This window comes from Bradyrhizobium erythrophlei, from assembly GCF_900129505.1.
GTDB classification, from domain to species: domain Bacteria; phylum Pseudomonadota; class Alphaproteobacteria; order Rhizobiales; family Xanthobacteraceae; genus Bradyrhizobium; species Bradyrhizobium erythrophlei_D.
In genome coordinates this window covers 8,480,181-8,506,609 of sequence record NZ_LT670818.1, presented here as the reverse complement: position 1 = coordinate 8,506,609, position 26,429 = coordinate 8,480,181, and the positions used below count along the sequence as shown (strand labels likewise).

Genomic DNA, 26,429 nt, shown 5'->3' with positions numbered 1-26,429 from the left:
GGGCGAATGCTTCGTCGGCCATGTGAGACTCATCGCGCAAACCGCCGCGCGTTAGGCTAACGATCATCATGATATCGACCGAATCGCAATTGGTTTGATGCAACTCGAATCACAAATCCCCACCGTATCCCACGGTACTTCAAAGCGATTCGCGGTGAGGCTCGCGTTATTTTACGGCGCGTTGTTTGGATTGGGGGGCACCCAACTGCCGTTTTTCCCGGTGTGGCTGAAGGCCGTCGGGGTCGACGCGTCTTGGATCGGTGTCATTACCGCAGTGCCGTCGTTGACGCGATTTACCGCCCTGCCGTTCGTCACCGGCCTCGCCGAAAGGCGCTATTCGCTGCGGGCTGCGTTGATCGTCACCGCGTTTGCGACCGCCATCGGGCTTTCCGCCGTCGGTACCCAGCAGCAGCCCGTGTTGATATTCCTGGTCTACGCGGCCACCGCCTGCCTGTGGACGCCGATGGTTCCGCTGACCGACGCCTACGCGCTGCGCGGAGTGGCGCGCTACGGCCTCAATTACGGACCACTGCGGCTGTGGGGCTCGGCCGCCTTCGTGGTCGGGGCGCTGATCTGTGGGCTGCTGGTCGATTTGATCGCGCCGCGGCAATTGATCTGGGTTATCGCCGCCATGGCCGCGCTTGGCGCGCTGGTCAGCCTCGGATTGCAGCGGCTCGACAACCCGCGGACTGCACTTGCTACGCCACATCGCGCCGGCGCATTGCTACGCGATCGCGGCTTTCTCGCCATCATCCTCGCGGCGGCGTTGATCCAGGGCAGCCACGCCGCCTATTACACTTTTTCCTCGATCACTTGGCAGGCGGCAGGCTTGAGCGGCCTAACCATTTCCGCGCTGTGGGCGCTGGGGGTGCTTGCCGAGATCGTGGTGTTCGCGCTGTCGCCACGGTTTACGCTCTCCCCGGCGGTCCTGGTGGTGATCGGCGGGCTCAGCGGGGTGGTGCGCTGGCTGATCACGGCCCAGGAGCCTTCGGTCGCGGTGCTGGCCGTGGTTCAGCTCGCGCATGGGCTGACCTATGGGATCACCCAGGTCGGCACCATGGGACTGATGGTGCGCCATGTCCCGGTCCACGTTATGGCGCGCGGGCAGGGCTATTACGCCGCCTGCGGCGGCATCGTCACGTCGAGCGCCTCCATCCTGTCCGGCGCGGTCTATGCCCGGCACGGGCAGGGCGTGTACTACGTCATGGCGGCGATGGCGCTGTCGGGGACGCTGGTGATGTGGCTGGCGCGCCGGAGACTTGCGGATCATCATCCCCACAGTGCTGCTTCCGGCGGATAGACCAGACTGCCGTCGTAGCGCAGCCCGCCGTCACGGTCGTGTGCCAGCAATAGCGGGCCGTCGAGATCGACGAAGCGGGCCTGCGGCGTCAGCAGCATCGCCGGCGCCATCGAAAGCGACGTCGCGACCATGCAGCCGATCATGATCTGAAATCCCATCCCCTGCGCCGTGTCCGCCATGGCCAAGGCCTCCGTCAGCCCGCCGGTCTTGTCGAGCTTGATGTTGACGGCGTCGTAGCGATCCCGCAGTCCGCAGAGCGAGGCGCGGTCATGCACGCTTTCGTCCGCGCAGACCGCAATCGGCCGGCTGATGCGCGCCAGGGCCTCATCCTGGCCGGCCGGCAGCGGCTGTTCCACCAGAGTGACGCCGGCTTGCGCGCAATCCCGTAAGTTTTGCTCGAGATTGTCCGCCGTCCAGGCCTCGTTGGCGTCGACGATGAGTTCGGATTGGGGTGCAGCCTTGCGCACCGCGGCGATCCGCGCCCCATCCCCGTCGCCGCCGAGTTTGATCTTGAGTAACGGCCGGTGCGCTGCCTTGGCAGTTGCGGCAGCCATGACCTCGGCGGTTCCGAGCGAAATCGTGTAGGCGGTGATGCAGGCCGTGGGCGCGGGGCGCGCCAGCAGGTCCCAGACGCGCTTGCCGTTCGACTTGGCCTCGAAATCCGCAAGCGCGCAATCCAGCGCATTCCGGGCCGCACCCGGAGGCATTGCCGCCTGCAGGGCCTGGCGGTCGAGCCCGCGTGAAACCGGTTCCCGCATCGCCTGGAGCGCGGCCAGCGTCGCTTCCGCCGTCTCGCCATAGCGCGGATAGGGCACGCATTCGCCGCGCCCGGCGTGGCCGCCACGGCTGACCTCCGCCACGACCGTCACGGCCTCCGTCTTGGCGCCGCGGCTGATCGTAAAGGAACCCGCGATCGGCCAGCGTTCGATTCTCGCCGAAAGTATTGAGGGTTGGCTGGAAGTCATTTTAATATCTGGCAATTTCTGAACCGTATGCTAGCCCGGCGCAATCAAGTATGGCTGGTAAGGGGCGTGCTCTACAAGGCGGCGACGGGGTATTGGTCATTTCCATTCTCCATGAAGTGCGGAAAATCGGCGCGGGAGGCGGCCATTTGAACGGCGGGCCGACATTGGAGCGGATTACGCGGGGCAACGGGCTTGCGCTGTGTGCCGCAGGCTCCTGGACTGCCCACTTTGCTCCCGATCTGGAGCAGATCGTCGCCGACGCCGAAAAGCTCGGGGGAACCCGGCCCAATATCTTCATCGACGTCTCGCAGGTCGCGAAGCTCGACACCTTCGGCGCTTGGCTGATCGAGCGGCTGCGCCGAAGTCTGGCCCATGGCGGCGTGGAGGCGCAGATCGCCGGCCTTTCGGCCAATTATTCCAGCCTGGTCGACGAGGTGCGCCGGGTGAAGGCTGGCCCGGCGATCGATACCACCTCGGTGACGATCACGGGGATGCTGGACCAGGTCGGCCGCACCATGGTCGGCATCGGCAGCACCATCACCGGCCTGATCGACATGCTGGGCGCGGTGCTGGCCGCGACCGGCAGGGTCCTGATTCACCCGCGCTCCTTCCGCCTGACCTCGACCGTGCACCATCTGGAGCAGGTGTGCTGGCGCGCGGTGCCGATCGTGGTGCTGATCACCTTCCTGATCGGCTGCATCATCTCCCAGCAGGGCATCTTCCATTTCCGCAAATTCGGCGCCGACATCTTCGTGGTCGACATGCTGGGCGTCCTGGTGCTGCGCGAGATCGGCGTGCTGCTGGTGGCGATCATGGTGGCGGGCCGTTCCGGGAGCGCCTACACCGCCGAACTCGGCTCGATGAAGATGCGCGAGGAAATCGACGCGCTGCGCACCATGGGGTTCGACCCGATCGAAGTGCTGATCCTGCCGCGGATGCTGGCGCTGGTGATCGCGCTGCCGATCCTGGCCTTTCTCGGCGCCATCGCAGCACTCTATGGTGGCGGGCTGGTGGCGTGGCTCTACGGCGGTGTCGATCCCGAGGCGTTCCTGCTCCGGCTGCGCGACGCCATCTCGATCGACCACTTCACCGTCGGCATCATCAAGGCGCCGGTGATGGCGGCGGTGATCGGGATCGTGGCCTGCGTCGAGGGGCTCGCGGTCGAGGGCAGCGCCGAGTCGCTCGGTCAGCACACCACCTCCTCGGTGGTGAAGGGGATTTTCTTCGTCATCGTGATGGACGGCGTGTTCGCGATCTTCTTTGCCTCGATCGGAATGTGAGCATGGCGCCTGAAATGCAAGACGCCATCATCCGGGTCCGCGATATCTCGGTGCAGTTCGGCTCCACCAAGGTTCTCGACGGGCTCAATCTCGACGTGAAGCGCGGCGAGATTTTGGGATTCGTCGGACCCTCCGGCGCCGGCAAGTCGGTGCTGACGCGCACCATCATCGGCCTCGTGCCGAAGATCTCCGGGCGTATCGAGGTGTTCGGGATTGATCTCGATGCCGCCAGCGCCACGGAGCGGCGGGGCGTCGAGCGGCGCTGGGGCATCCTGTTCCAGCAGGGGGCGCTGTTTTCCTCGCTGACGGTGCGGCAGAACATCCAGTTCCCGGTGCGCGAATATCTCAAGGTCTCGCAGCAATTGCTCGACGAGATCACGATCGCAAAACTCGGCATGGTCGGATTGCGGCCTGAAGTGGTCGACCGTTTTCCCTCGGAACTGTCCGGCGGCATGATCAAGCGTGTGGCGCTGGCGCGCGCGCTGGCGCTCGATCCCGAACTGGTCTTCCTCGATGAGCCGACCTCGGGGCTCGATCCGATCGGCGCCGGCGACTTCGACGAACTGGTCCGCACCCTGCAGCGTACTTTGGGGCTGACCGTTTTCATGGTAACCCACGATCTCGACAGCCTTTATACCGCATGTGACCGTATTGCCGTTTTAGGGAACGGTAAGGTCATTGCCGCAGGATCGATGGCCGACATGCAGGCCTCGCAGCATCCCTGGTTGAGGGCCTATTTCCACGGCAAGCGCGCCCGCGCGGTCATGGGTTAGCACCGGAGTTAACAGAGCAAATGGAAACGCGGGCGAACTTCGTCCTGATCGGATCGTTCACGCTGGCAGTGATTGCCGCGGCGTTCGGCTTTGTGCTCTGGTTCCAGTCGCTGCACACCACCAAGGCCCGCAGCCCGCTGCGGATCGTATTCGAGGGGCCGGCCGCGGGTCTGCGCAACGGCGGCAGCGTCAATTTCAATGGTATTCGGGTAGGCGAGGTGACGTCCGTGAAACTGGACAACCCGCGTCGTGTCGTCGCACTCGCCATGGTCGAGAACAGCGCCCCGATCCGCAGGGACACCCTGGTCGGGCTCGAATTCCAGGGACTTACCGGCGTCGCCGCGATCTCGCTGAAGGGCGGCGCGGAGGCGGCACCCCCGGTGCCGCTGGACGAGGACGGGGTACCCACGCTGACGGCCGACCCCAATGCGCTGCAGGACGTCACCGAGGCGATCCGCGGCACTCTGCAGAACATCAACCGGGTGGTCGCCGACAACCAGGAATCGGTGAAAAACTCCCTCAAGAATCTCGAGACCTTCACCAACTCACTGGCGCGCAATTCCCAGAAGATCGACGACGTCATGGCCAAGGTCGACGGCGTGATGGGCAAGGCCGACAATCTGATGCTCGGCCTCAACACGCTGGCGGGCGGCAAGGACGGCGGCGAATTGCTGCTGACCGTGAAATCGATCCGCGAACTGGCGGAGGATTTCGACAAGCGCTCAGGCGTCCTGATGACCGACGGCCGCCGCACGCTCGCCGACATCAGCCGCGCGGTGAACAATCTCGACCGCAACCCGACGCGTCTGTTGTTCGGCGCCGGAAACAGCGGCAACTCGCAGGCGGCAGTGCCGCCACCGCCGCCAAGGCCGGGCCCGACTCCCGCGGCGGCGGCGGCGAACGACAGGAAGCGGCCGTAAGGTGCTCGGGGACGCCCGGGAATTTGCGTTCGCTGATTGGGGGGCGAGATCACTCACGGTCGTCGTACCCCGCGAAAGCGGGGTACCCAGTACGCCGCGGCTTATCGAATCCATCGCTGGCATCTCTGGAATACTGGATCATCCGCTTTCGCGGATGACGACATCGTGGGTTTTGGCACTGAATCAAATTTCGAACAGCAGCTCTGTCCAAGGGCACACCTCCGCGATCTCGCCGCGTGTTTCGCGCGAGCCTTGCTATGTTCGTTCCGCCCTCCTCAGCAGAGGGCGCAGGGAATGCCGGGCGTCCGATGCGCCCGATAGCCGCGTGTGCAATGAGTGGGGTAGAGCGCACACGCGTTAGTCAGGTCACACCGGCAAACACCCGGCATTCCCCGCGCAATGGTTTTACGGCTTACTTCGTGCTCTTCCCGGCGATCGGGCTTTTTTGTCACCGTCACCCCTGAGAAGCTTGCTTCTCACGAGCTTGACGCCAGCGTCGAGACGTCAGAACCACACGACTTCGCCGTCCGCCTCGGGCGCCCTCGTCTCAAGCACCGTCCGCGTCCACCGCATCCTGTCCCGCGTCCGTGACGATCTCGAGCCGCCCCTCTGTGGGACAGGACGGGGAGGGTTATACAGGTGATTTGGGTCTTCGGAAAATCAGAATATTTTTGCAAAGAGGGCTGGACAGAGGGGTCGATAAACAGTCCAGGTGATTTGCCCGTCGGGTCAGATCGACCGACGATGCTGATCGCCGAAGGGTACAGTTCGACGGGCGTTGCCGTGCATCGGAGAGGAGGCTCGTCCCAACGTCCCACAGCCTGAATCGCAATAGTGTTGCGTCCGGAAATTTGATAGTCCTAGTCTGGTGAGGAAAACAGCCAGTCTCGGAGGGGCTTCCCGTGCATCGGCTTTTCGCCGGATGCTGACGGTTTTGCTTGTCGCGGCATATGCGATTGTTGGCTTTGGCGGAGAAATTTCCTGCGCGGAAGAAACGTTGGCGGGGGCGAGTTCACTTGAAGCGAGTTCGCTTGAAGGAAGTGCGGTGACGAAGAAATCCGACGAGGGCTCGAAAGAAAAGCCTGGGTTAGTCGAGCATTGTTACACCTGCATCCCACTTGTAATGCCTGCGCCCGTACTCGTCGCCGAGCCTAAAGCCGAATCGGTTAAACTATCATTCGAGGCCCCGACGTTCCTGCTAGAAGATCATCCCGGGCTTGATACCCCACCCCCCAAACATCTGACCTGAGATTCGTAGCTGCGAGCGGCCGGGCCGCGTCGCTGTCTTTCCGCTTTTCTGGTTGAGCTGATGAATTTGCTTGGAGTGGCTTTGCGCCTGACATGCGCATGGCTTGTCGTCACAATTCCAGTCGAAGCCGCCGAGGGGGTGCCACGATCGATTTCGTTGCCTCAGGCCCTGCAGCGCGCCTTGGCCGCGAATCCACGCCTCACGGCGGCGGAGCGCGATATCGGCATTGCGACCGGTCTTAAGGTCCAGGCCGGAGCCCTTCCGAATCCCGATCTTGCCTTTGAACTCGACAACGCCCTCGGGTCCGGTCCCTTCAAAGGCCTGCAGGCGGCTGAGACCACCCTCCAGCTCAGTCAACTGGTCGAACTCGGCGGCAAGCGAGAAGCGCGTCTGGCGGCCGGAGAGGCAGGTGTCGGAGCGGCGGTTTGGCAGCGGCGCGCGACCCGCCTCGAGGTAATGTCGGAGACGGCAGTCGCGTTCATCACGGTGGTGAGCGTCCAGAGGCGTATCGAGATCTTCGACGAGCAGATTTCTAGTCTCGAACAGCTCATTCCGCTGCTGCAGAAGCGCGTTCAGGAGGGCGCTTCCTCTCCGGCGGAGACATTGCGGGCGCAGGTGGCGGCCGACTTGTTCCGCGTCGATCGCGAACGCGCGAAGACAGAACTGGCGACGGCGCGGCGCGATCTTGCGATCCTGATGGGCGACAGCACGCCGCGTTTTGGCGCCGCGGTGGGGCGTCTCACCGGCATTGGCCAGCCGCCGCCCTTCTGGTCCGTGGTTCAGGCTATCGAGGCCAACCCGCAACTCATGCGCTGGACGGCCGTCACCGCGCAGCGCAACGCCGACCTCATTCTGGCGCGTCTCAAGCGGATTCCCGATGTTCAAATCTCCGCGGGATGGCGGCATTTTCAGGAAACTGTCGAGTTTTCAGGAGGGCAGCCCCGCCAGTTTACCAATGACAACGCGGTTCGGTTGGGCGTCTCGGTGCCGCTACCGATCTTCGATCAAAACACCGGCAACATTATTGCCGCTGAGGACGCCTTGGCGAAGACCGGCGCCGAGCGTGCGATCAACAAGCTTGTTCTGATTAGCGTTGCGGGCCGCGCCTACGATGCCGTGAATGGATCGCTGGCCGAACTTAAGCTGCTGCGGACGTCCGTCATCCCCAGCGCGCGCAGCGCCTTGGAGACCATCCAGAGCGGCTACCTGCAGGGCCGGTTCACGCTACTCGACCTGCTTGACGTTCGAGGTTCGGTCTTGCAGGCGCTGCTGCGCGAGCAGGAAGCCTTGCGGAATTTCCACATCGCCGTCGCGACGATCGAAGGCCTCGTCGGTAGCCCGTTTTCGCTCACCCGCGAGAGTTCGAGATGATCCAAGGATTGATCCGATATTTTGTCTTCGTTCTGGTTGCCGCGGCGCTGGTCTATGGCGGCTACCGGATGTTAATGCCGGTGACCACCAAAACGACGGCAAAGGAGAAGGCCGAAAAGGAGGAACGTTCGGACAGCGTCGTGCTGAGCGATGCCAAGGTGGCGGCTGCTGGAATCGAACTTGCGAAGGCGTCACCCGGCGTGCTGCGCGATAGCCTGTTGCTGAATGGAGTGGTCCAGCCGAACCAGGAATCGCTGGTTCAGGTCACGCCGCGCTTTCCGGGCATCGTGCGCGATGTGCGCAAACGGATCGGCGACCGCGTCCAAAAAGGCGACGTCCTCGCCATCGTCGAAAGCAATCAGAGCCTGACACCATATGAGCTGAAGGCCGCGCTCGCAGGCACGGTCATCGACCGTCAGACGACGCTGGGCGAATTCGTCTCCGAGCAGAAACCGGCATTCGTCATCGCGGATCTATCGACGGTTTGGGTCGATTTCTCCGTCTACCGGCGCGATCTGACGCGGGTCAACATCGGCGATCAAGTTCTCATCGACCCCGCCGACGGCGGGTCGACGATCGAGGCCAAGGTCTCGTATCTGTCGCCGGTCGGCAGCAGCGACACCCAGAGCGCGCTTGCCAGAGCGGTCGTGCCGAACTCCGAGCAGCGGCTTCGGCCCGGCCTGTTCATCACCGGCCGGCTGATCCTGTCGGCGAAACAGGTGGCAGTCGCGGTGAAGTCCTCGGCGTTGCAGACCGTCGAGAACCGTACCGTCGTCTTCGTCCGTAACGGCGAGAAGTTCGAAGCCCGCGACGTCGAGGTCGGCGAGCGCGATCCGGAGCTTGTGGAAATCACATTTGGTGTGTTGGAGGGCGACCTTTACGCGGCAAGGAACAGCTTCGTCGTAAAGGCGGAACTGGCGAAGGGCGCGCCGGATAATGATTGATGTCGCCCCAACGCTGGTCACCATCTTTCATAAACGGACGTCCGGAGGAGTGCGATGATTGACGGCATCCTTTCCTTTGCCATCCGCCAGCGATGGCTGGTGATGATCGGCATTCTCGCCATGGCCGCTTTCGGCGCATGGAATTTCGCGCGCCTGCCGATCGACGCCGTACCCGACATCACCAACGTCCAGGTCCAGATCAACAGCCGTGCACCAGGATATTCGCCGCTGGAAGTCGAGCAGCGCATCACGTTTCCGATCGAGACCGTCATGGGAGGGCTGCCGCACCTGGAGAACACGCGGTCGCAATCGCGTTACGGCCTCAGCCAGGTCACGGCCATCTTCAAGGACGGCACGGACATCTATTTCGCCAGACAATTGGTCAACGAGCGGATTCAGCAGGTCAGGGATCAATTACCGGCCGGGATCGAAACCGCGATGGGGCCGGTCTCCACCGGACTGGGCGAAATCTATATGTTTACGGTCGAAGCCAGACCTGAAGCGCGCAAGACGAGCGGGGATCGCTACACCCCGAGTGACTTGCGTACCATTCAGGACTGGATCATCAGGCCGCAGTTGAGGACTGTTCCCGGCCTTAGCGAGGTCAACACCGTCGGCGGATTCGAGAAGCAGTTTCATGTGCTACCCGATCCCGCGCAACTGATGGCCTACAAACTCAGCTTCCGCGACGTCATGACGGCGCTGGCAGCGAATAACGCGAACGTCGGCGCTGGCTACGTCGAGCACAACGGCGAACAGTACCTCGTCCGTACGCCGGGGCAGGTCGGAAACATCGACGAAATCAGGGAAATCGTGATCGGATCGCGAAACGGCGTCCCGGTGCGGGTGTCCGATATCGCCGACGTCAGGGAAGGCACGGATTTGCGTACCGGCGCGGCGACGTTGGACGGGAAGGAAGTCGTGCTGGGCACCGCGATGCTATTGATTGGCGAAAATAGCCGCACCGTGGCGCAACGTGTTTCTGCCAAACTCAAGGAGATCGGTCGTTCACTGCCGGAGGGCGTGGTCGCGCATACCGTCTACGACCGGACGCGCCTGGTCGAGGCGACGATTGCGACCGTCGAGAAGAATCTCTTCGAAGGCGCTCTCTTGGTGATCGTTGTCCTGTTCCTGACACTCGGGAACTTCCGGGCGGCGATTGCAACCGCCTGCGTTATTCCGCTGTCCATGCTGTTCGCCATCACCGGCATGGTTGAGAACAGGGTCAGCGCCAATCTCATGAGCCTTGGCGCCATCGATTTCGGCATCATCATCGACGGCGCGGTCATCATCGTCGAGAATTGCTTGCGCTTGCTGGCGGCAGAGCAGCACAGGCTCGGCCGAGCGCTCGACCGCCGCGAACGCTTCGAAACAATTCTGGCCGGATCCCGCGAGGTTATCCGCCCCAGCCTGTTTGGAACCTTGATCATTGCCGTCGTGTACCTGCCGATCCTGACCCTCACCGGGGTTGAAGGAAAGATGTTCACGCCGATGGCGCTGACAGTACTGATGGTGCTCACCGGGGCCAGCATCCTGTCGTTGACGTTCGTGCCGGCGGCCGTGGCTCTGCTGGTCACCGGCAACGTATCCGAACGCGAGAATTTCTTGATGCGGGGCGCGCGCCGTATCTATGCGCCGCTGCTCGCCGCCTCGATCCGCAACAGGCTCGGCGTCGCGGTGATCGCAGCCCTGCTGGTTGCCGTCTGCGCTATCGCCGCCTCCCGCATGGGGGCTGAATTCATACCCAGCCTCGATGAAGGCGATGTCTCATTTGAGGCGATCCGGATTCCCGGAACCAGCCTGACGCAGTCGGTGGAAATGCAGGCCATGGTCGAGAAGCGTCTCGGCAAGATTCTGGAGGTTAAAGAGGCTTTCGCGCGCACGGGTACGGCGGAAGTTGCCACTGACCCGATGCCGCCGTCGGGGTCGGATGGCTATGTAATACTGAAGCCTCGGAAGGAGTGGCCCGATCCCGACAAGCCTAAGGCCGCCGTAGTTTCGGACATCCAGGAGGCAGCTGAGGATGTCCCCGGAAACGCCTATGGGTTCTCGCAACCGATCCAGCAACGCATGAACGAAACGGTAGCTGGTATCCGCAGCGATGTTGGCGTCAAGGTATTCGGCGATGATCTGAATGAACTCATCCAGTCCGCGGCGCGGGTACAGGCCATCCTGCAGAAAGTGCCAGGAGCCGCAGATGTGAAAACAGAACAGGCCTCGGGATTACCCGTGCTCACCGTCCAACTGAACCGTCAAGCCCTGTCGCGCTACGGGATCAACGTGAGTGATATTCAAAACCTCGTCGAAATCGCGGTGGGCGGCAAGAGCGCGGGCCGGGTGTTTGAAGGCGACCGCCGCTTCGATATCGTCGTCCGGCTTCCGGAGCATCTGCGTTCGGACATTCAGGCGATCAGATCGCTGCCGATCCCGCTGCCGCCGATCGAAAATCAAACCAAGGCAACGCCCGCTCTGTGGGGCAATTCGCCTCTTGCCCAAATCCGTTATGTACCTCTGTCTGAGCTCGCCCAGATCGATCTGGCGGCCGGTCCCAATCTGATCAGCCGTGAGGACGGCAAACGGCGGATTGTGGTGAGCGCGAATGTGAGGGGCCGCGATCTCAGTTCGTTCATCGCCGATGCCCAAAACCAGGTCATGGAAAAGGTGAAACTGCCGGCCGGCTATTGGATCGGGTGGGGCGGCCAGTTCGAGCAACTGGTCTCGGCGACGCAGCGGCTGATGGTCGTCGTGCCGCTCGTGCTCTTCCTAATCTTTCTGCTGCTCTTCATCAGCCTGGGGTCAATGCCTGATGCGCTGCTGGTGTTCAGCGGCGTGCCGCTCGCCCTGACCGGAGGAGTTGCCGCGCTTCTCCTGAGAGGCATTCCGCTCTCCATCAGCGCCGGTATCGGGTTCATCGCGCTGTCCGGGGTGGCGGTGCTCAATGGCCTCGTCATCATCACGTTCATCGAAAAGCTCCGCAGGGAAGGCCGTTCCCTCGTCGATGCGGTCCGGGAAGGCGCGCTGACGCGGCTGCGGCCGGTCCTGATGACCGCGCTCGTCGCTTCCCTCGGCTTTGTCCCGATGGCGATCGCCACCGGCGCTGGCGCGGAAGTTCAGAGGCCACTGGCGACCGTCGTGATCGGTGGGGTCATTTCATCGACCGTTCTCACATTGCTCGTCTTGCCTGCCCTCTATGTCCTGTTCAGGCGTGAGACCCGGTCCAACGTCGCTGCCGTCGCCGACGCTAACCAGGGAGAACGATCATGAAATTCGTAACGGCAATCCTCGCGGCTCTCTGGATGGCTTCGCCGGCTTTTGCCGAGGAATACGAAAAAGGGCCGAACGGAGGCCTGATGCTGGACGTCGCCGGCATCGATGCCGAACTTCTGACATCAGGCAATACGGTCACGATCAACGTCTTTGAGGCGTTTAAGGCCAAGCCGGTTTCGACCAAGGGCTATGCGGCTGCAGTCCTGATTGTCAGCGGCGCCGATCGCGAGCCGCTGACGCTGACGCCGTCCGGCGAGAACAAGCTGCAGGGCGAGGCCAAGAAACCGGTCCCTTCTGGCGCGACGATCACGTTGACCATCAAGACCGCCGAGGGCAAGTCCGGCCAAGTCAAGTTCAAGAAGTAGGGTTGGCTTGCTTCGAGGAGGTATCCGCGAGCCTCGAGAAGCTTGGCGCGAATCCACCCATGCTTCGCTTTGGGCCCACACGCAGCAAGGCGATGGGTTTCGCAAGTGCTCAACCCATCCTACACGAGCTACGGGCTTCATAGTCGGAAATCAGCTCTTCAAGCGATTTGCGCTCTTCAGGTGTCTTCTCGGTCGGATCGTGCAGCACGTTGCAAATTAGATAGTACTCGGGTTCGTCCTTAATCCGGCCTCGCTTCATGATCTTTGCATAGCCCTTCGAATAGCGCCTCCGCAATTCGGAGAGAGTAACGATGCCGGCACTTCGAAGTTGCGAATCTATTCTCTTCACCTCAGCAGGATCGAAGCGCCATGACATTTCCACGCAATCATTGATCGCCTGACGCATCCCATCGAAGGCTTTCTTCAAGCTCTTCTTCTCTAACGCTTCAAGGCTGGCTACGGGCGCTTTGTCGGATGGCAAACCGTCAGTCTTGAGATATCGCTCGGCATAGAATGAAAGAAAATCCTTCAGTTCCTGATACTCGAGTTCAGCTTCTTCTTTCATCCTAGCCACCGTCACTGTCCAGGAGCTTCTGGCGTTTATCAGGGAAAGCTCAGATGCGAGCCGGTCAAGGTGAAGGCGGACCGTCGAGCGCCAAGATCCTGAAATAGATTCGATCTTGGTATCATTTGTGGCCCGTCCAAAAACAAAAACGGAGGCATCGCTGCCCCCGTTTTTCATTCCGCGATCAGTTCAAAACCTTATCCCAACCGTCCCGCCGCGTGGGCGAGCAGGGTGTAGACGAGGCCGGTCTCCGAGGTGAGGTGGCTGCGCAGCACGGCGGGGCCGCGTTCGTCGCGGGCGACCTCGTCGAGCAGGCGCTCGAACTCGGCGATGTAGCGGTCGACCGTCTGCTTGAAGTTGCGGTCGGCGCGGTACTTGCGGGCGACTTCGTCGAACGCCTTCTGGCCGGCCGGGGTGTAGAGCCGCTTGGTGAAGGCCTTGCTCTCGCCGCGCTGGTAGCGGTCCCACATCTCGGCGGCGAGGTTGCGGTCCATCAGGCGGCCGATGTCGAGCGACAGCGACTCCAGCGGATTGCCGCCCGAACCCTGCTGCGGCTGGCGTCCGCGCGGCTGCAGCGGCTGGTTGCCGCCACCCGCATCGGTGCGGCTCAACAGGTCGGACAGCCATCCGTCACGGCCCTGGTCGGCGCTTGCCGGAGAGACCGGCGGCGCCTCGGTGCGGCGCGAGGCGGGCATGCCGAGGTCGGGCGGGGGCAGGGTCGAGGCGCTGCCGGCGTCGCGCATCCGCGGGGCCGCGCCGCGGCCAACGCCGGCAGCCGCCTGCAGCAGCGGCTCTTCCTCGCGCGGCGCCGTCGTGCGGCTTTGGCTGACGACGTCGAGACCACGGCCGTGATGGGCCACGATCCGGTTCAGTTCCGCCAAGGCCTCGATCTGGTCGACGATCACCTTTCGCATCTGAGAGGTGCTCTCGGCGGCCTCCTGCGGCATTTCCAGCACGCCGCGGCGAAGTTCGCTGCGGGTGGATTCGAGCTCGTGATGCATTTCGGCGGCCATCTGCTTCATGCTCGCCACCATGGCGGAGAACTTCTCGGCAGACTGCGCGAACATCGCATCCGCTTCCTGCGTGCTCTGCTGGTAGATCGCAGTCATGGTCTGCGTGGTCAGCCGGCGCTCTTCCTCGGCGTTGGAGCGCACCGCCTCGAACTGGTCGCTGATCGCGGCAGAACCGGCGCCGGCGGTTTCCGCCACCACGCGGGCGATGTCGCGCGCGCGCTCCTCGGCGGCCGCCAGCGATTCATCCAGCAGGCCGGTGAAGCGCGACAGCCGCTGATCGAGATCGGCGGTGCGCAGGTCGATGGTGGTAACCAGCGATTCCAGCGTCGTCTTGCGTTCGGTGAGGGAGGCGGTGGTGTTGCGGTTGCTCTGCTCGACCACGGCCGCCGCCTCGACCAGCGCCTGGCCGTGATGTTCGAACTGGCTGGACAGCGAGCCGAGACCCTCCAGAGCATTCTGGGTCTTGACGTTGAAGATGTTCAGCTGGTCTTCCAGCGTCTGGGTCGCGAGGCCGTTGCGCGAGGTCACGTCGTTCATGGCGGAGACGAAGTCGGCGACACGGGTAACCAGGGCCCGCTCCAGCGAGTTGAGGTTGTCGTGGGCGCCGGTCAGCACTTCCTGCAACAGAATGTTGCCTTCGCGCAGGCGTTCGAACAGCGCCACCGTGTCGGTGCGCAGGATCTTGCTGGTTTCCTGCATCTCGGTGACGGCCGCGATCGAGACCTGGCGCGACTGGTCGATTGCGGTGCGCGAGGACTGTTCCAGCTCCTTCAACGACTTGCTGACGGCGTTGGTGGCGAGTTCGCCAGCAGAGGTGATGGTCCGCGCGACGTCGGAGCCGTGGCCCAGCATCGATTGCGAGAAGGTCAGGCCGCGGGTCTCGATCGATTTCAGCGCGTCCGAGGTGACGCGGTCGATATCGACCGTGAGCTGGTTGGTCCTGGCGCCGATCGCCTCGACCAGCGTGCCGCGCTTGCCGTCGATCATCTGCGCCAGCCGGTCAGTCTGCTGCTGGACGTAGTTGACGATTTCGTCGGTCTTGCCGGTCATGGTCGAGCCGAACGCGCTGCTGGCGGCCAGAACCGAACGTTCGACGTCCGCCGAGGTCGACTTGACCTTGGAGGAGACTTCGTTCGAGGTGGCCACGAGCGTGCTCTGCGCACTGAGCGCACTGGTCTGGATATTGTCCGTGGTATTCGCGGTGACCGCGGACAGCGACCGCTCGATCTCCGTGGCGATCGCCTTGATCTGGCCGGCGGCGTCGGCCGACGTTGCGTGCAGCGAGCTTTGCGCCTCGCGCGCGCTGCTCAGGATCGAAGCGGCGGTGTCCGCTCCGACCGCGGTCAGCGTGCGTTCGACATCGGTCGCCAGCGACTTGACGTGATTGGCGGCATCCGCCGAGGCGGTCACCAGCGTGCTCTGGGCCTCGCGCGCGCCCGAGGTGATGGTCTCCGCGGTGGAGGACCCTGCGATCGACAGCGAGCGCTGCACGTCCGAGGTCAGCGACTTGACCTGGCTCGCCGCGTCCGCCGAAGCGGCAAGCAGGGTGGTTTGAGCCTCGCGGGCGCCGGCGACGATCGCTTCGGCGGTAGAGGTTCCGGCGATCGACAGCGAGCGTTCGATGTCGGCAGACAGGGTCTTGGCGTGGTTGGCGGCCTCCGACGATGCCGTGACCAGCGTGCCCTGGACTTCGCGTGCGCTGCTGAGGATCGATGCGGCGGCCGCATTGCCCGCGGCCGAGAGCGTGCGCTCGACGTCGCCGGACAGCGACTTGACCTGGTTGGCGGCATCGGTGGAGGCGGTGACCAGGGTCGTCTGCACTTCGCGCGCACCCGACAGGATTGCGGCGGCGGTGGCGCCGCCGGCCGCCGAAAGCGTGCGCTCGACGTCGGCGGACAGCGACTTGATCTGGCCGGCGGCATCCGAGGAGGCCGCCACCAGGGTCGTCTGCGCATCGCGGGCGCTGGTCACGATGGAATTCGCCGCGCCGGTGCCGACGGCGATGATGGCGCGTTCGACTTCCGCCGAGGTCAACTTCAGCTGGGCGCCGACGTCGGACGAAACCGTGAGCAGCGACTGCTGCGCGGCGCGGGCGCCGGTCTGGATGGTCTCGCTGGTGTTGACCACGAGGTTGGTGAGCGAACGCTCCGCATCCTCGACATGAGACCTGATCCCGACCGACAGCTCCTCGGCGCGCGCCATCAGGCCGTCGCTGGCCTGACGTCCGCTGCTCTCGATGCGGCCGGCCACGGCTTCGATGCGCGAGCCCAGGAGGTCCTCGAACTGCGCGACGCGCATGTCGATATCGGTGGCAACGGCGCCGACCCGCGATTCGATGCCCTGGTGGATTTCCAGGAACCGCGCCGTGATGGTGTCGGTCAGGTGGGCGCTGCGGCCATCGATCGTGGCGGTCACCTCGGCGATACGCTGGTCGACGGCCTCGACCACCTGCGCCGAGCCCGATGTCAGCGAAGTGGCGAGGTTGGTCAGGCGCGAGTCGATCGACTCGATCGCCTGCGCGGTGCCGTCCGTGAGCGAGGAGGTGAGCTGGGTCAGGCGCGAGTCGATCGAGTGGATCGCCTGCGCGGCGCCGTCGGTCAGCGACGAGGCCAGCGTGCCGAGCCGGTCGTCGATGGTCTCGGTCACCGATTTTGCCCGCGTATCGAAGGTCAGTTCCAGCGATTTGAGGCGGCCGTCGACGGTCTCGTCGAAGGATTTGATCCTGCTGTCGAGCGAGGAATCCAGATTGGCCACGCTGGTCCCGAGCGTGGTCTCGAACTGCATCAGGCGCTGGTCCAGTGAAGCGGTGATCTCGCCGCCGTTCGAGGTCAGGCGGGTATCGAAGGTGTCGACATAGGTCTTCAGGGTTTCGGCGATATCCTCGGTGCGCTGACCCATGCGGTCGACGATCTCGCCGCCGAAGGTTTTGACGGTGCGGTCGAATTCCGAGATGTGGCGGGTAAGGAGCGCGCCGAGCGTGCCCGAGTCGCGGGCGAATTTTTCGGCCAGTTCGCCGCCCTGGTTCTTCACCAGTTCTTCGAACGCGCTGATCTGCAGGGAGAGGGTGTCGTGCGCGGTCTCGGTCTGGCTGACGACCTTGGCCACCAGCGTGTTGACGGTGACGTCGAGCGCTTCGCTGGCCTTGTCGCCCGAGGTGAGGATCTGGGTCGCGAGCCGGTTGCTGGCTTCGTCGATCTTGCTCACCAGGTCGCCGCTGCGCAGTTCGAGCTCGAGCAGCAGCGAGTCGCTGGAATTCTTCAGCGAGTCGTGAACCTGTTCGGTGCGGTCGGAAATGCCGTCGACGATGGTGGAGGAACGCTGCTCGAATTCGCTCGTGATGCGGTCGACGCGCTCGTTCAGCATTTCGTGGACACGGTCGGCCAGATCGACGAACTCGTCATGGACGTGGCCGGTCTTGAAGTTGAGGCTGGTGGTGAGGCGCTCGGAGGCGTCGAGCACCGCGCGCGTGGTCTCGGCGCTGGCTTCCTCGAGACGGTCGAGCAGGTCGCCGCCGCGCTCGCCGAGCGCGAGGATCATGTTGTCGCCGGCGTTGCTGAGCGCGGTGGTGATGTGGGCGCCGCGCTCTTCCAGCGCGCCGGTGATGCTCTTGGCCACTTCGTCGACGCGGGAGGCGATCGCATCCGAGATCAGCGCGATGTCGTGGCGCAGGTCGATCTGCACGCCGGAGATGGCGCTGCGAACCTGCTCGGCCTGGCCGACCAGATTGTCGCGCTGATGGGCGATGTCCTGCAGCAAGGCGCGGATGCGCACCTCGTTGTCGCTGTAGGCGCGCTCGAGCGCCGCGACCTCGTTGGCGACCAGGGTTTCGAGCTCGCCGGCGCGCGCGATAGCACGTTCGACGCCGTCGCCCATCGCTGCGACTTCGCGGCGGATCGCCTGACCGACAGTGATCATGGAATCGCTGGTGGCGCCCTCGGGCTCCGAAAAGCGGATTGCAACCTGCGCCATCGACTGCGCGATCATGCGCATTTCCTGGCCGCGCCAGGCCAGGCTGGCGAGGAAATAAAACAACAGGACCGGCGCCAAGAACAGTCCCGCAAGACCGCCCAGCACCAGCACGCCGCCGCTCTGGCCCATCGCCGCCTGCAGCGAGGGCAGGAAGCTGACGGTCAAAAGCGCGCAGCCGATGATCCAGACGGCGGCAGACGCGGTGGCGAGCGTGTAGACGCTGCGGGCGGGACGGCCCTTCTGCAGCGCCTGGAGAATCTGTCCGATGGTTGCGCGATCGTCATTGGCGGCGCGGCGCGGCGCGCGCGGCTCCTCGATCGGCTCGAATACCGGGCGGTCGGTGCTGGGACGGACGTCGAAAGTGCCTTCGTCGAAAGGCGACGTCGACGACGAATTCGCCGGCGCGTTGTCGCTGCGGACGGATCCCCGCGCGTTGTCGTCCCCGGAAGTTTCGCCGATGTTGAGGGCTTCCTGAATGGCAGAAAGCGCGACTTCGGTAGGGTCTTTGACCTTTTTGGGATTGTTCGCCATGTTCAGTCTGAGCCCTCGTGTTACTACTTACACACCCCGGAAATTCTTGCGCGATCGTCCCCACGCCAAGCTTCGGGCCGGTGTCATATTCTTTTCTGCGCCGGTCGCGAGAACGCGAGCCCACCGGGCCGGCTTGTCCGCTTCCTCTGCCAAACATCCTATGGGCTGGGAGGCGTGAAAGAAATGGCCGCCATTAATACAATCTTAATCATCGTTAACAGCAGAATCCGGTAAAGTCTTACGCGTCCACAAATTTCTCGCTCCTGTTCGGCAATTGAGGCAACTCTTCGCCAAAAACAAGGCCAACCTGCGGCGGGTGGGCGAAAGGTTCCATTAACCATTTCCATGATTGGCTGGCCAAAACCCCGCCGCCGAATCGGCCGGGCGGGAGAGTTGGGTTATTGCCATGCCGCTTCATGTGGAACGGATTGCCTGGATGCCATCGCCGCCGCTCGTCCCCGATGACGGTCCGATCGATATCGCACATCTGCAGCGTATGACGCTCGGCGATGCCGGCCTCGAGCGCGAGGTGCTGGCGATGTTCTCGGCGCAGGCGGTCCATCTGGCCGGCGCGCTCGCGGGCCTGCCCGCGGACGCCGCGGCGCTGGCGCATACGCTGAAAGGTTCGGCCTGCGCGATCGGCGCGTTCGGCGTCGCAGAGGCCGCTGCCCGACTGGAAACGCTGATCAAGAGCGGCGGCGATCGGTCGGAGGCGCTGGCCGAGCTCGACGACGCCGTGGCGCAGGCGCGCCTCGCCGTCGACGCGATCCTGCGCCGCTCCTGATCCTTGAGCCATACAGCGGTAAATCGCACCGCAGGTTTTCGCCCCGACCGCTAGCGCCGGGCGGATCGACCCGTTATAGGACTGCCCGGACCCTCTTTATCCGGCAGCACGAGCAAACATGGCCAAGATTCACTTTGTCGACCATAGCGGCGAAACCCGCACCATTGATGTCGAGAACGGCGCGACCGTGATGGAAGCGGCAATCCGCAACGCGATTCCCGGCATCGAAGCCGAATGCGGCGGGGCCTGCGCCTGCGCAACCTGCCATGTCTATGTCGACGAGGCCTGGCGCGAGAAGGTCGGACCTCCCTCGCCGATGGAAGAGGACATGCTTGATTTCGGCTTCGACGTCCGGCCGAATTCTCGGCTGTCGTGCCAGATCAAGGTGAGCGACGAACTCGACGGGCTCGTGGTCTCCACCCCGGAGCGGCAGGCCTAGCTAGCGCTTCTGTGTTGACGGTTTTCCTGCCGCCCATGCCCGCCCGGCACGAACACGCTTCAGAATTTCGGCGGCACCACCTCCACGCCGCGGCGCAGCCAGGGCTGAAAACTCCGGACGATCTCTTTGGTGAGCGGCGTCGGCTTGCGCGTCTTCTCGTCGATCAAGACCGTCACTGCCTGCGCCGAAGCGACGCATTTGCCTTCCGAAAACACCACCTGATCGAAGCTGACGGAGGTCCGGCCGAACTTTGTCACGCCGAGACCCATCTCGATCACGCCGGGCCAGCGCAGTTCGGCGCGGAAATGGATGTCCAGCCGCACCATGATCCAGGCCAGGCCCTCCGGCATCAGCCCGTAACTGCGGTCCTTCATCAGGGTGACCCGGCCGGTCTCGAAATAGGAGGCATAGACCGCGTTGTTGACGTGCTGGTTGGGGTCGAGATCGGCAAAGCGCACGTTGTCGCTCAGCCGGTAAGGGAAATCTTCCAGGTGGGGGGTCGAATCGAGACGGGCAGGTGCGTTCACGGGGGACGATCTCCGAAATGTCGTGCTTTTACAGCGCAGTTGTCGAGCCGCGGCAAGGGGTTGCCGCGGTCCCCGGAGCCATATTATGGCTTTCCTCGCTGCCCTGCGTTGGCTAGACAGGCGCAGCCGAAAGGCCTGCCGGCAAAGTTCAACCGAAAAGAAGCGATATGAGCGAAGCAATCAAAACCGATGTGCTGATTATTGGCGCGGGTCCGTGCGGACTGTTCGCCGTGTTCGAACTGGGCCTGCTCGATATGAAGACGCATCTTGTCGACATTCTCGACAAGGTCGGCGGCCAGTGCGCCGAGCTCTATCCGGAAAAGCCGATCTACGACATCCCGGGCATCCCCTTCGTCACCGGCCACGGCCTGACGGAGGCGCTGATGGAGCAGATCAAGCCGTTCAAGCCGACCTTCCATCTCAACGAGATGGTGGAGAAGGTCGAGAAGATCGGCGATCCCGGTTTTCGCCTCACCACCGATGCCGGCAAGGTGTTCGAGTGCAAGGTGGTCGTGATCTCCGCCGGCGGCGGCTCGTTCCAGCCGAAGCGGCCGCCGGTGCCGGGGATCGAGGCCTATGAAGGCACCTCGGTGTTCTATTCCGTGCGCAAGATGGAGCAGTTCCGCGACAAGGATCTGTTGATCGTCGGCGGCGGCGACTCCGCGCTGGACTGGACGCTCAACCTGCACCCGATCGCCAAGCGCGTGACGCTGTTGCACCGGCGCGATGATTTTCGCGCGGCACCGCACAGCGTCGAGCAGATGCGCGCGCTGGTGGCGGCCGGCAAGCTCGATCTGAAGATCGGCCAGGTCACTGTGCTCGAAGGCGAGGGCGGCATGCTCAAGGGCGCCACCGTCAAGGGCAACGACAACAGCCTCTCGCAGATCACCTGCGATACCATGCTGCCGTTCTTCGGGCTGACCATGAAGCTCGGGCCGGTCGCGAACTGGGGCATCGAACTGGAGCACAATCTGGTGCCGGTCGAGACCTCGGCGTTCGAGACCAGCGTGCCCGGCGTCTTTGCGATCGGCGACATCAACACCTATCCCGGCAAGCTGAAGCTGATCCTGTGCGGCTTCCACGAGGGCGCGCTGATGGCCCAGAAGGCGCACCGTTATGTCTATCCGGACAAGCGGCTGGTGTTCCAGTACACGACGTCGTCCTCGAGCCTGCAGAAGAAGCTCGGGGTCAACTGACGCATTCGCCGATGCGTCGGTTCCCGTCGCGATGCGCTGTGCCGGGGCGGGACACCGACCCGATGCGTCGGTTTTACGGCGGTGTTCCGGCCGTCCGCAGCCCGAGGGATCCTCCGGCGCCACTGGCACCATCCGCGAAATGGCCTTAGTCTGCCGCCATTGTTTGATGGATTGACCAGGTGGTGACGATGCGGACTGCAATATCCAGACTTCGACTGGCACTTCCGTTCATGGCTGGTTTGGCGCTGTTGCTTGCCATCGTGCCGGCGGCATGGGCTGTCGAACCGTCCGCCGCGGGGCTGTGGCAGAAGGTCGAGGACGGCAAGCCGGTGGCGTGGTTCCTGGTGCTCGATCACGATGGCATTTTCGAAGGCGTGATCGCCAAGACGTTTCCGCTGCCGGGCGAAGATCCGAACAACAATTCGATTTGCGCGAAATGCACCGACGACCGCAAGGACGCGCCGATGCTCGGCATTTCCTTCATCAGGGACATGAAGCGCGACGGATTGAAGTACGAGAACGGCAACGTTCTCGATCCGCGCGACGGCAAGATCTATCATGCCAAGATGAGCGTCAGCCCCGACGGGCAGACGCTGACGATGCGCGGTTATCTCGGCATCTCGCTGTTCGGCAAGGACGAGACCTGGCAGCGCTTGCCGGATAGCTCGATGTCGCAGCTCGATCCTGCGGTGGTTGCAAAATATTTGCCGGCGCAGGCGGCCGCTCAGGCCGCCGTGCCCAAGCCACCGGTCGCCACCGTCAAGCCGTCCGTTGCCGCGAAGAAGAAGTAAACGGCGGCACAGCCTGCGCAGGCTTGATCAGCGCGACTGCGGCGCGATTGGCGGCGCCGGTTCGGCCGTGACTTCCGGCACCGCGTTGTCCAGTTGCAGCACCGAGGTCACCGCGGGCAGCGCCGCGTCCGCCATCGCGGCATGGCCTTCGGCCGAGGGGTGCACCGCGCCGCCATAGACCGCCGAAAGAACGCCCCAGGTCGCGTCATGGATGTCGCTGGGCTGGCTGGAGGACGGCAACCCCTGCGGATAGGTCATGGCCGCGAAGTAACTGTCGTTGGCGTCGCGGATCCAGCGCGCGCGGGGGAGATAGGCGCGGTATTCGGAGGCGCCGCGGCCGCACAGCATCGGCTGGTTCGCCGCGTTGACGAGGTCCGGATCGAAACTGTCGCCGGTGGCCGAAAAACAGGTCCGGTCGAATTCGGGATCGCTCTGGGCGCGCGCGCAGAATCCGTGATCGGCGAACGCCGCCTGATGGGCATCGACGAAGGTCATGCGGTCGGAGGCGGGGTCGCGGCACAGCACGCCCGACTGGCAGGTCGCGAGCGCCTTCAACTGCGGCAGGAATTCGTCCTGCACATAGCGCGACACCGCGGCCAGCCGCTGCGGCTCGGCGTTGAACGAAGGATGGATATCGAAGCCGGCGCGTCCGCCGGGACAGGGCGCACCGCCGTCCGCCAGCGCCGGATTGGCATAGGATACGTAGACCACATGCGACAGGTCGCCGCCGGTCAGCGATTTCAGCGCCTCGCGCAGCCTGACAAAACTCTGCGGCAGATCGCGCGTCAGCGCCGCGCGCGAATCGTCCACCGTTCCCATCACGCCGCTGTGCCTGAACAGCACGCGCTCGGTCGGCGTATCCACGATCACGTCGGCGACCAGTCCGGAAAAATTGATGTCGTTGGCGCCGATCGACAGCAGGATCAGGTCGAGCTTGCGGTCGGGCTGCCGTTTTTTCGCGGCCGCCAGCGCGGCGCGCAATTCGCTCAATTGCCCGTTGACCGTGCCCTGGCAGTTGTTGCCGGTTTTCGTCGGCAGGCATTCGCGCGCGCGTTGCGCGCCGAGCAGCCCGTCGGGGATGGTGGCGCCGGTGCAGGCGAGCGGCAGATAGGTCACCGCGATGTGCGGATATTGCACGGCGAGCGCGAGCGCGGTGCGGGTCTGATAGCTGTAGAGCGAGCGGTGACAGGCGGAATTGAGCCACAGCGCGCTGTTGCGCTGCCAGTTCTGCAGTGAGTCCGGCGCTTCGCAGGCCCGTCCGCCCTTGAACCCGGCGCGGCTCGGCCGGTAATACTGCGCGCTCGCGCCGCTCAGATAGTTGCGAAAGCAGAAACCTTCGTCGGAGAGGGCGATCGCCCGGTCGGGATTGCCCTCGCCGGAGGCGATGCTGTCGCCGATACCGGCGATGAGAAGATCCCGCACCATGATCTCGGTCGAAATCCGCTGCGGCGCGGCGGGTCCTGCGGAGACATCCACGGTCGCAACCGTGGCGCGGCCATAGCGCACCCGCAGATTGATGGGTTCGGCGCAGTCGAAGGTGGAGGCTTGCGGACCATCACCGTCGTCGAACGACCAGGCGCAGGTGGCGCCGACCGGAACCTCGCCGGCCAGCCGGACCGTGACCGGATGATCGATCGGCGTCAGGTAGCTTTCCCTAACGTTGTCGCGGGTGCAGGGCTCGCTGACCCGGCCCTGCAGATCGATGCAGAGGCGGTTCACCGTATTGCGCGCCCAGCCGCGGCCGTCGCTCTGCAGTTCCAGCGCCTGTTCCGAGGCGAGAACGCTGCGGCCGCGCGCGCTCTCGGTATGGAGCAGGAAGTCGCGCTCTTCGCGGAACAGCCGGAAGCGGTTGCGGACCTCCCAGGCGATTTGCATGGTGCCATCCGGCGCGACCGTTGTCGTCGCCTGGGCGATCGGCATCGGAGCGCTCGGCGCGGGCTGGGCCGCCGCCCTTGGCGACGGCAGCGCCGCCGACACGCCGACAAGCAGCGCGCCGGCGACTATCGAACGAAGGCAAATTCGAATCATGGCGCCGTTTGACGTTACTGTTGGGGCGGAAGTAAGAGAGATGGCTCCAAAACCCTAGGAGTCCAGACGCGCTTGCCGCTAGCCCTGCGACTGACGGCTTTTCACCGGCGGCGGCGGCCGGTTCTTCACCGGCTCGGGCTGCAGCGATGGCCGGCTCTTCAGCGGCACCGCGCCGGCATTGTTTGAGCACGCGTCGTTCAGCCTGCGGCGTTCCTGCCAGGGCCGCACCACGTTGAGCCAGAGTTCGCGCGTTCCCATGATGCTGATCGAGATTCCGAACGGGATCAGGAAGTACAGGATGCGGAAGACCAGCAGCGTGGCCAGCAATTGTTCCTTGCCGAATTCGGGCAGCGCCACCAGCATCGCGGCATCGAATACGCCGAGGCTGCCGGGCGCATGGCTGGCGAAGCCGAGCAGCGTCGCCAGAATGAACACCACGGCCAGCGAAACAAAATCGATGCCGGGCTGCGGCGGCATCAACAGGTACATCGCCATCGCGCAGAAGCCGAGATCGACCACCCCGATCAGCACCTGCAGCAGCGTCAGCCGCGCCGAGGGCAATACCACCTTCCAGCCGTTCTGGCCGAGTTCGCGGCGATGCTTGCCCATCGTGAGCCAGATGAAATAGGCCGCGATGCCGGCAAGGCAGCCGATCGCGATCAGCCGGTTCATCGCCGGCGGCAGCAGATCCATCGCCGACGCCGCCCAGGGGTGCAACGCCATGCCGAAGCCGAGCACGACCAGGTTGCCGAGCCAGAAGGTGAGGCCGGAAAGAAAGCAGATCTTGGCGACGTCGATGGCGGTCAGGCCGTAGTCCGAATAGATCCGGAAGCGGATCGCGCCGCCGGTAAACACGGTGGCGCCGATATTGTGGCCGATCGTATAGCTGGTGAAGCTCGACAGCGCCGCGATGCGGTAGGGCACGTGTTTCTTGCCGATGGTCCGCAGCGCGAAGAAATCATAGAAGGTCAGGGTACAGAACGCGCCGACCACGCACAGCGCCGCGAGCGCGATGTGGTGCGGCGGCAGGTCGGTCAGCGCCGTCAGGATCACGCTGGTATCGACGCCTCTCAAGGTGCGGACCAGCGTCGTGATCGCAAAGGCGATAATGAGGAGGCTCGCCGCGATTCCGAGCCGCTTCCAGCCGATCCATCTCTTGAAGCCACGCCCGAGCGTGGTCAGCAGTCCGTGCATTCATCCTCCCGGCAGGGCGGCAACAGGTAAAAGGCCCATCGAAGCGATTGAGGGACCGGCGGCGGCCACTCGCTCTGCGTAGAAAAGACCCATAGGCCAAAAAGGTTGCGTTGTGCAGTCCTTGACAAGGCCGGCGTCAGCCTCCGACCGGTATGGCTGTCATACACCCCACATAAGCCTTAACGCGGCAGATTCGAGTCCGATTCATGTCCTGGCCTCGGATGACCTTTCTGTTCCATCTTCGCCGCGTTCCCGTGATCCATCGTCGGTTTTTGCCCGTTCCCAGGAACAACCGCGTGGATAGCCGGTTAGCGATCGTACCAGCCATCGAACATATCGGCGTCTCGTCGGCAAATGATGGGCCAACGGGCCGAGCACCTGTGCTCCCCCGAACAAAAGGGACGAGCCATGGGACTCTTTACCAAAGACATCAAAACCTTGAACGATCTGTTCCTGCACCAGCTGCAGGACATCTATTATGCCGAAGAGCAGCTGGTGAAGGCGCTGCCGAAAATGGCCGAAAAGGCCACCGACAAGCTGCTCAAGCAGGGCTTTCTGACCCATCTCGACGAGACCAAGACCCATGTGCAGCGACTTGAGCAAGTGTTCCAGATGCATGACGCCGACGTGAAGGCGGTCGACTGCCCAGCGATCGACGGCATCATCGAGGAAGCCGACGAGGTGGCGGGTGAAATCGCGGACAAGGCGGTCCTGGACGCGGCGCTGATCAATGCAGCGCAAGCCGCCGAGCATTACGAGATCACGCGCTACGGCAGCCTGATCGCGTGGGCAAAGCGGCTCGGCGGCAACGATTGCGCCGGCGTCCTGCAGAAGACGCTCGACGAGGAAAAGGCGACCGACAAGAAGCTGACCGCGCTTGCCGACAGCAAGGTCAACCTGCGCGCCGCGAGCTGATTTTCGGCGAAAGGCAACGATTGAGACAAAACGTCGCGCGGGG

Annotated in this window: 20 protein-coding genes; 14 read left to right on the top strand and 6 right to left on the bottom strand. The window is 63.8% G+C overall.

Translation table 11 applies throughout. The features are described from left to right. The first annotated feature begins 97 nt into the window (after positions 1-97). Positions 98-1,300, top strand: coding sequence for an MFS transporter (locus B5525_RS40285; protein ID WP_079571815.1), 1,203 nt, complete (start codon positions 98-100; stop codon positions 1,298-1,300). On the opposite strand, the gene dgcA is transcribed toward B5525_RS40285, so the two are convergent. Further along, a complete protein-coding gene (gene dgcA, locus B5525_RS40280) occupies positions 1,270-2,265 on the bottom strand; it encodes an N-acetyl-D-Glu racemase DgcA (protein ID WP_079571813.1) in 996 nt (331 codons plus the stop codon). The two genes, B5525_RS40285 and dgcA, sit on opposite strands and share 31 nt — an antisense overlap. A gap of 146 nt (positions 2,266-2,411) precedes the next feature. Here dgcA and B5525_RS40275 point away from each other — a divergent pair, with 146 nt between their 5' ends. The 8 genes from B5525_RS40275 to B5525_RS40245 all read left to right on the top strand — a co-directional run bounded on the left by B5525_RS40275 (position 2,412) and on the right by B5525_RS40245 (position 12,434). Continuing rightward, entirely contained in the window at positions 2,412-3,545 is a 1,134-nt protein-coding gene (locus B5525_RS40275; protein WP_079574424.1) for an MlaE family ABC transporter permease, read from the top strand. A 2-nt stretch (positions 3,546-3,547) separates the two neighbouring features. Next, the gene (locus tag B5525_RS40270) at positions 3,548-4,318 is read left to right on the top strand and encodes an ABC transporter ATP-binding protein (RefSeq protein WP_079571812.1); all 771 of its coding nucleotides are present in this window, start codon (positions 3,548-3,550) and stop codon (positions 4,316-4,318) included. A 20-nt stretch (positions 4,319-4,338) separates the two neighbouring features. Continuing rightward, complete coding sequence (locus B5525_RS40265; protein ID WP_079571810.1) at positions 4,339-5,238, top strand: MlaD family protein; 900 nt, start codon at positions 4,339-4,341, stop codon at positions 5,236-5,238. Between the two features lie 922 nt (positions 5,239-6,160). After that, entirely contained in the window at positions 6,161-6,487 is a 327-nt protein-coding gene (locus tag B5525_RS45120) for a hypothetical protein (protein WP_154073730.1), read from the top strand. Between the two features lie 60 nt (positions 6,488-6,547). Further along, positions 6,548-7,858: a divalent metal ion exporter subunit IhpA gene (ihpA, locus tag B5525_RS40260; protein ID WP_079571809.1), complete on the top strand. Its 1,311-nt coding sequence runs from the start codon at positions 6,548-6,550 to the stop codon at positions 7,856-7,858. After that, positions 7,855-8,802 (top strand): divalent metal ion exporter adaptor subunit IhpB, encoded by a 948-nt coding sequence (gene ihpB / locus B5525_RS40255; RefSeq protein ID WP_172900071.1) that lies wholly within the window; start codon positions 7,855-7,857, stop codon positions 8,800-8,802. Before ihpA ends, ihpB begins: the two co-directional genes overlap by 4 nt. Positions 8,803-8,856: 54 nt before the next feature. Next, positions 8,857-12,066: an efflux RND transporter permease subunit gene (locus B5525_RS40250; protein ID WP_079571807.1), complete on the top strand. Its 3,210-nt coding sequence runs from the start codon at positions 8,857-8,859 to the stop codon at positions 12,064-12,066. Continuing rightward, positions 12,063-12,434, top strand: coding sequence for a hypothetical protein (locus tag B5525_RS40245; RefSeq protein WP_079571806.1), 372 nt, complete (start codon positions 12,063-12,065; stop codon positions 12,432-12,434). Before B5525_RS40250 ends, B5525_RS40245 begins: the two co-directional genes overlap by 4 nt. A gap of 109 nt (positions 12,435-12,543) precedes the next feature. On the opposite strand, the gene B5525_RS40240 is transcribed toward B5525_RS40245, so the two are convergent. Both B5525_RS40240 and B5525_RS40235 read right to left on the bottom strand, forming a co-directional pair. Beyond that, complete coding sequence (locus B5525_RS40240) at positions 12,544-13,176, bottom strand: hypothetical protein (protein WP_079571804.1); 633 nt, start codon at positions 13,174-13,176, stop codon at positions 12,544-12,546. Between the two features lie 20 nt (positions 13,177-13,196). Continuing rightward, complete coding sequence (locus tag B5525_RS40235; RefSeq protein WP_079571802.1) at positions 13,197-18,512, bottom strand: hypothetical protein; 5,316 nt, start codon at positions 18,510-18,512, stop codon at positions 13,197-13,199. A gap of 406 nt (positions 18,513-18,918) precedes the next feature. On the opposite strand from B5525_RS40235, the gene B5525_RS40230 reads away from it, so the two are divergent. Together B5525_RS40230 and B5525_RS40225 are read left to right on the top strand one after the other, a co-directional pair. Continuing rightward, positions 18,919-19,296: an Hpt domain-containing protein gene (locus B5525_RS40230; RefSeq protein ID WP_079571801.1), complete on the top strand. Its 378-nt coding sequence runs from the start codon at positions 18,919-18,921 to the stop codon at positions 19,294-19,296. Between the two features lie 118 nt (positions 19,297-19,414). Continuing rightward, the gene (locus B5525_RS40225; protein WP_079571799.1) at positions 19,415-19,735 is read left to right on the top strand and encodes a 2Fe-2S iron-sulfur cluster-binding protein; all 321 of its coding nucleotides are present in this window, start codon (positions 19,415-19,417) and stop codon (positions 19,733-19,735) included. Between the two features lie 59 nt (positions 19,736-19,794). Here the strand turns inward: B5525_RS40225 and B5525_RS40220 are convergent, their stop codons facing one another. Further along, complete coding sequence (locus B5525_RS40220; RefSeq protein ID WP_079571798.1) at positions 19,795-20,262, bottom strand: acyl-CoA thioesterase; 468 nt, start codon at positions 20,260-20,262, stop codon at positions 19,795-19,797. A 167-nt stretch (positions 20,263-20,429) separates the two neighbouring features. Between B5525_RS40220 and B5525_RS40215 the strand changes: the two genes are divergently transcribed. After that, entirely contained in the window at positions 20,430-21,458 is a 1,029-nt protein-coding gene (locus B5525_RS40215) for an NAD(P)/FAD-dependent oxidoreductase (RefSeq protein WP_079571796.1), read from the top strand. A 188-nt stretch (positions 21,459-21,646) separates the two neighbouring features. Next, complete coding sequence (locus tag B5525_RS40210; protein WP_079571795.1) at positions 21,647-22,249, top strand: DUF2147 domain-containing protein; 603 nt, start codon at positions 21,647-21,649, stop codon at positions 22,247-22,249. Positions 22,250-22,276: 27 nt separating this feature from the next. On the opposite strand, the gene B5525_RS40205 is transcribed toward B5525_RS40210, so the two are convergent. Next, the gene (locus B5525_RS40205; protein ID WP_079571793.1) at positions 22,277-24,277 is read right to left on the bottom strand and encodes a hypothetical protein; all 2,001 of its coding nucleotides are present in this window, start codon (positions 24,275-24,277) and stop codon (positions 22,277-22,279) included. Between the two features lie 78 nt (positions 24,278-24,355). After that, positions 24,356-25,471 carry a lysylphosphatidylglycerol synthase transmembrane domain-containing protein gene (locus B5525_RS40200; RefSeq protein WP_079571792.1) on the bottom strand — a complete coding sequence of 372 codons (1,116 nt, stop codon included), beginning with the start codon at positions 25,469-25,471 and terminating at the stop codon, positions 24,356-24,358. Between the two features lie 408 nt (positions 25,472-25,879). Here B5525_RS40200 and B5525_RS40195 point away from each other — a divergent pair, with 408 nt between their 5' ends. Further along, positions 25,880-26,386 (top strand): ferritin-like domain-containing protein, encoded by a 507-nt coding sequence (locus B5525_RS40195; RefSeq protein ID WP_079571790.1) that lies wholly within the window; start codon positions 25,880-25,882, stop codon positions 26,384-26,386. Positions 26,387-26,429 lie beyond the last annotated feature (43 nt).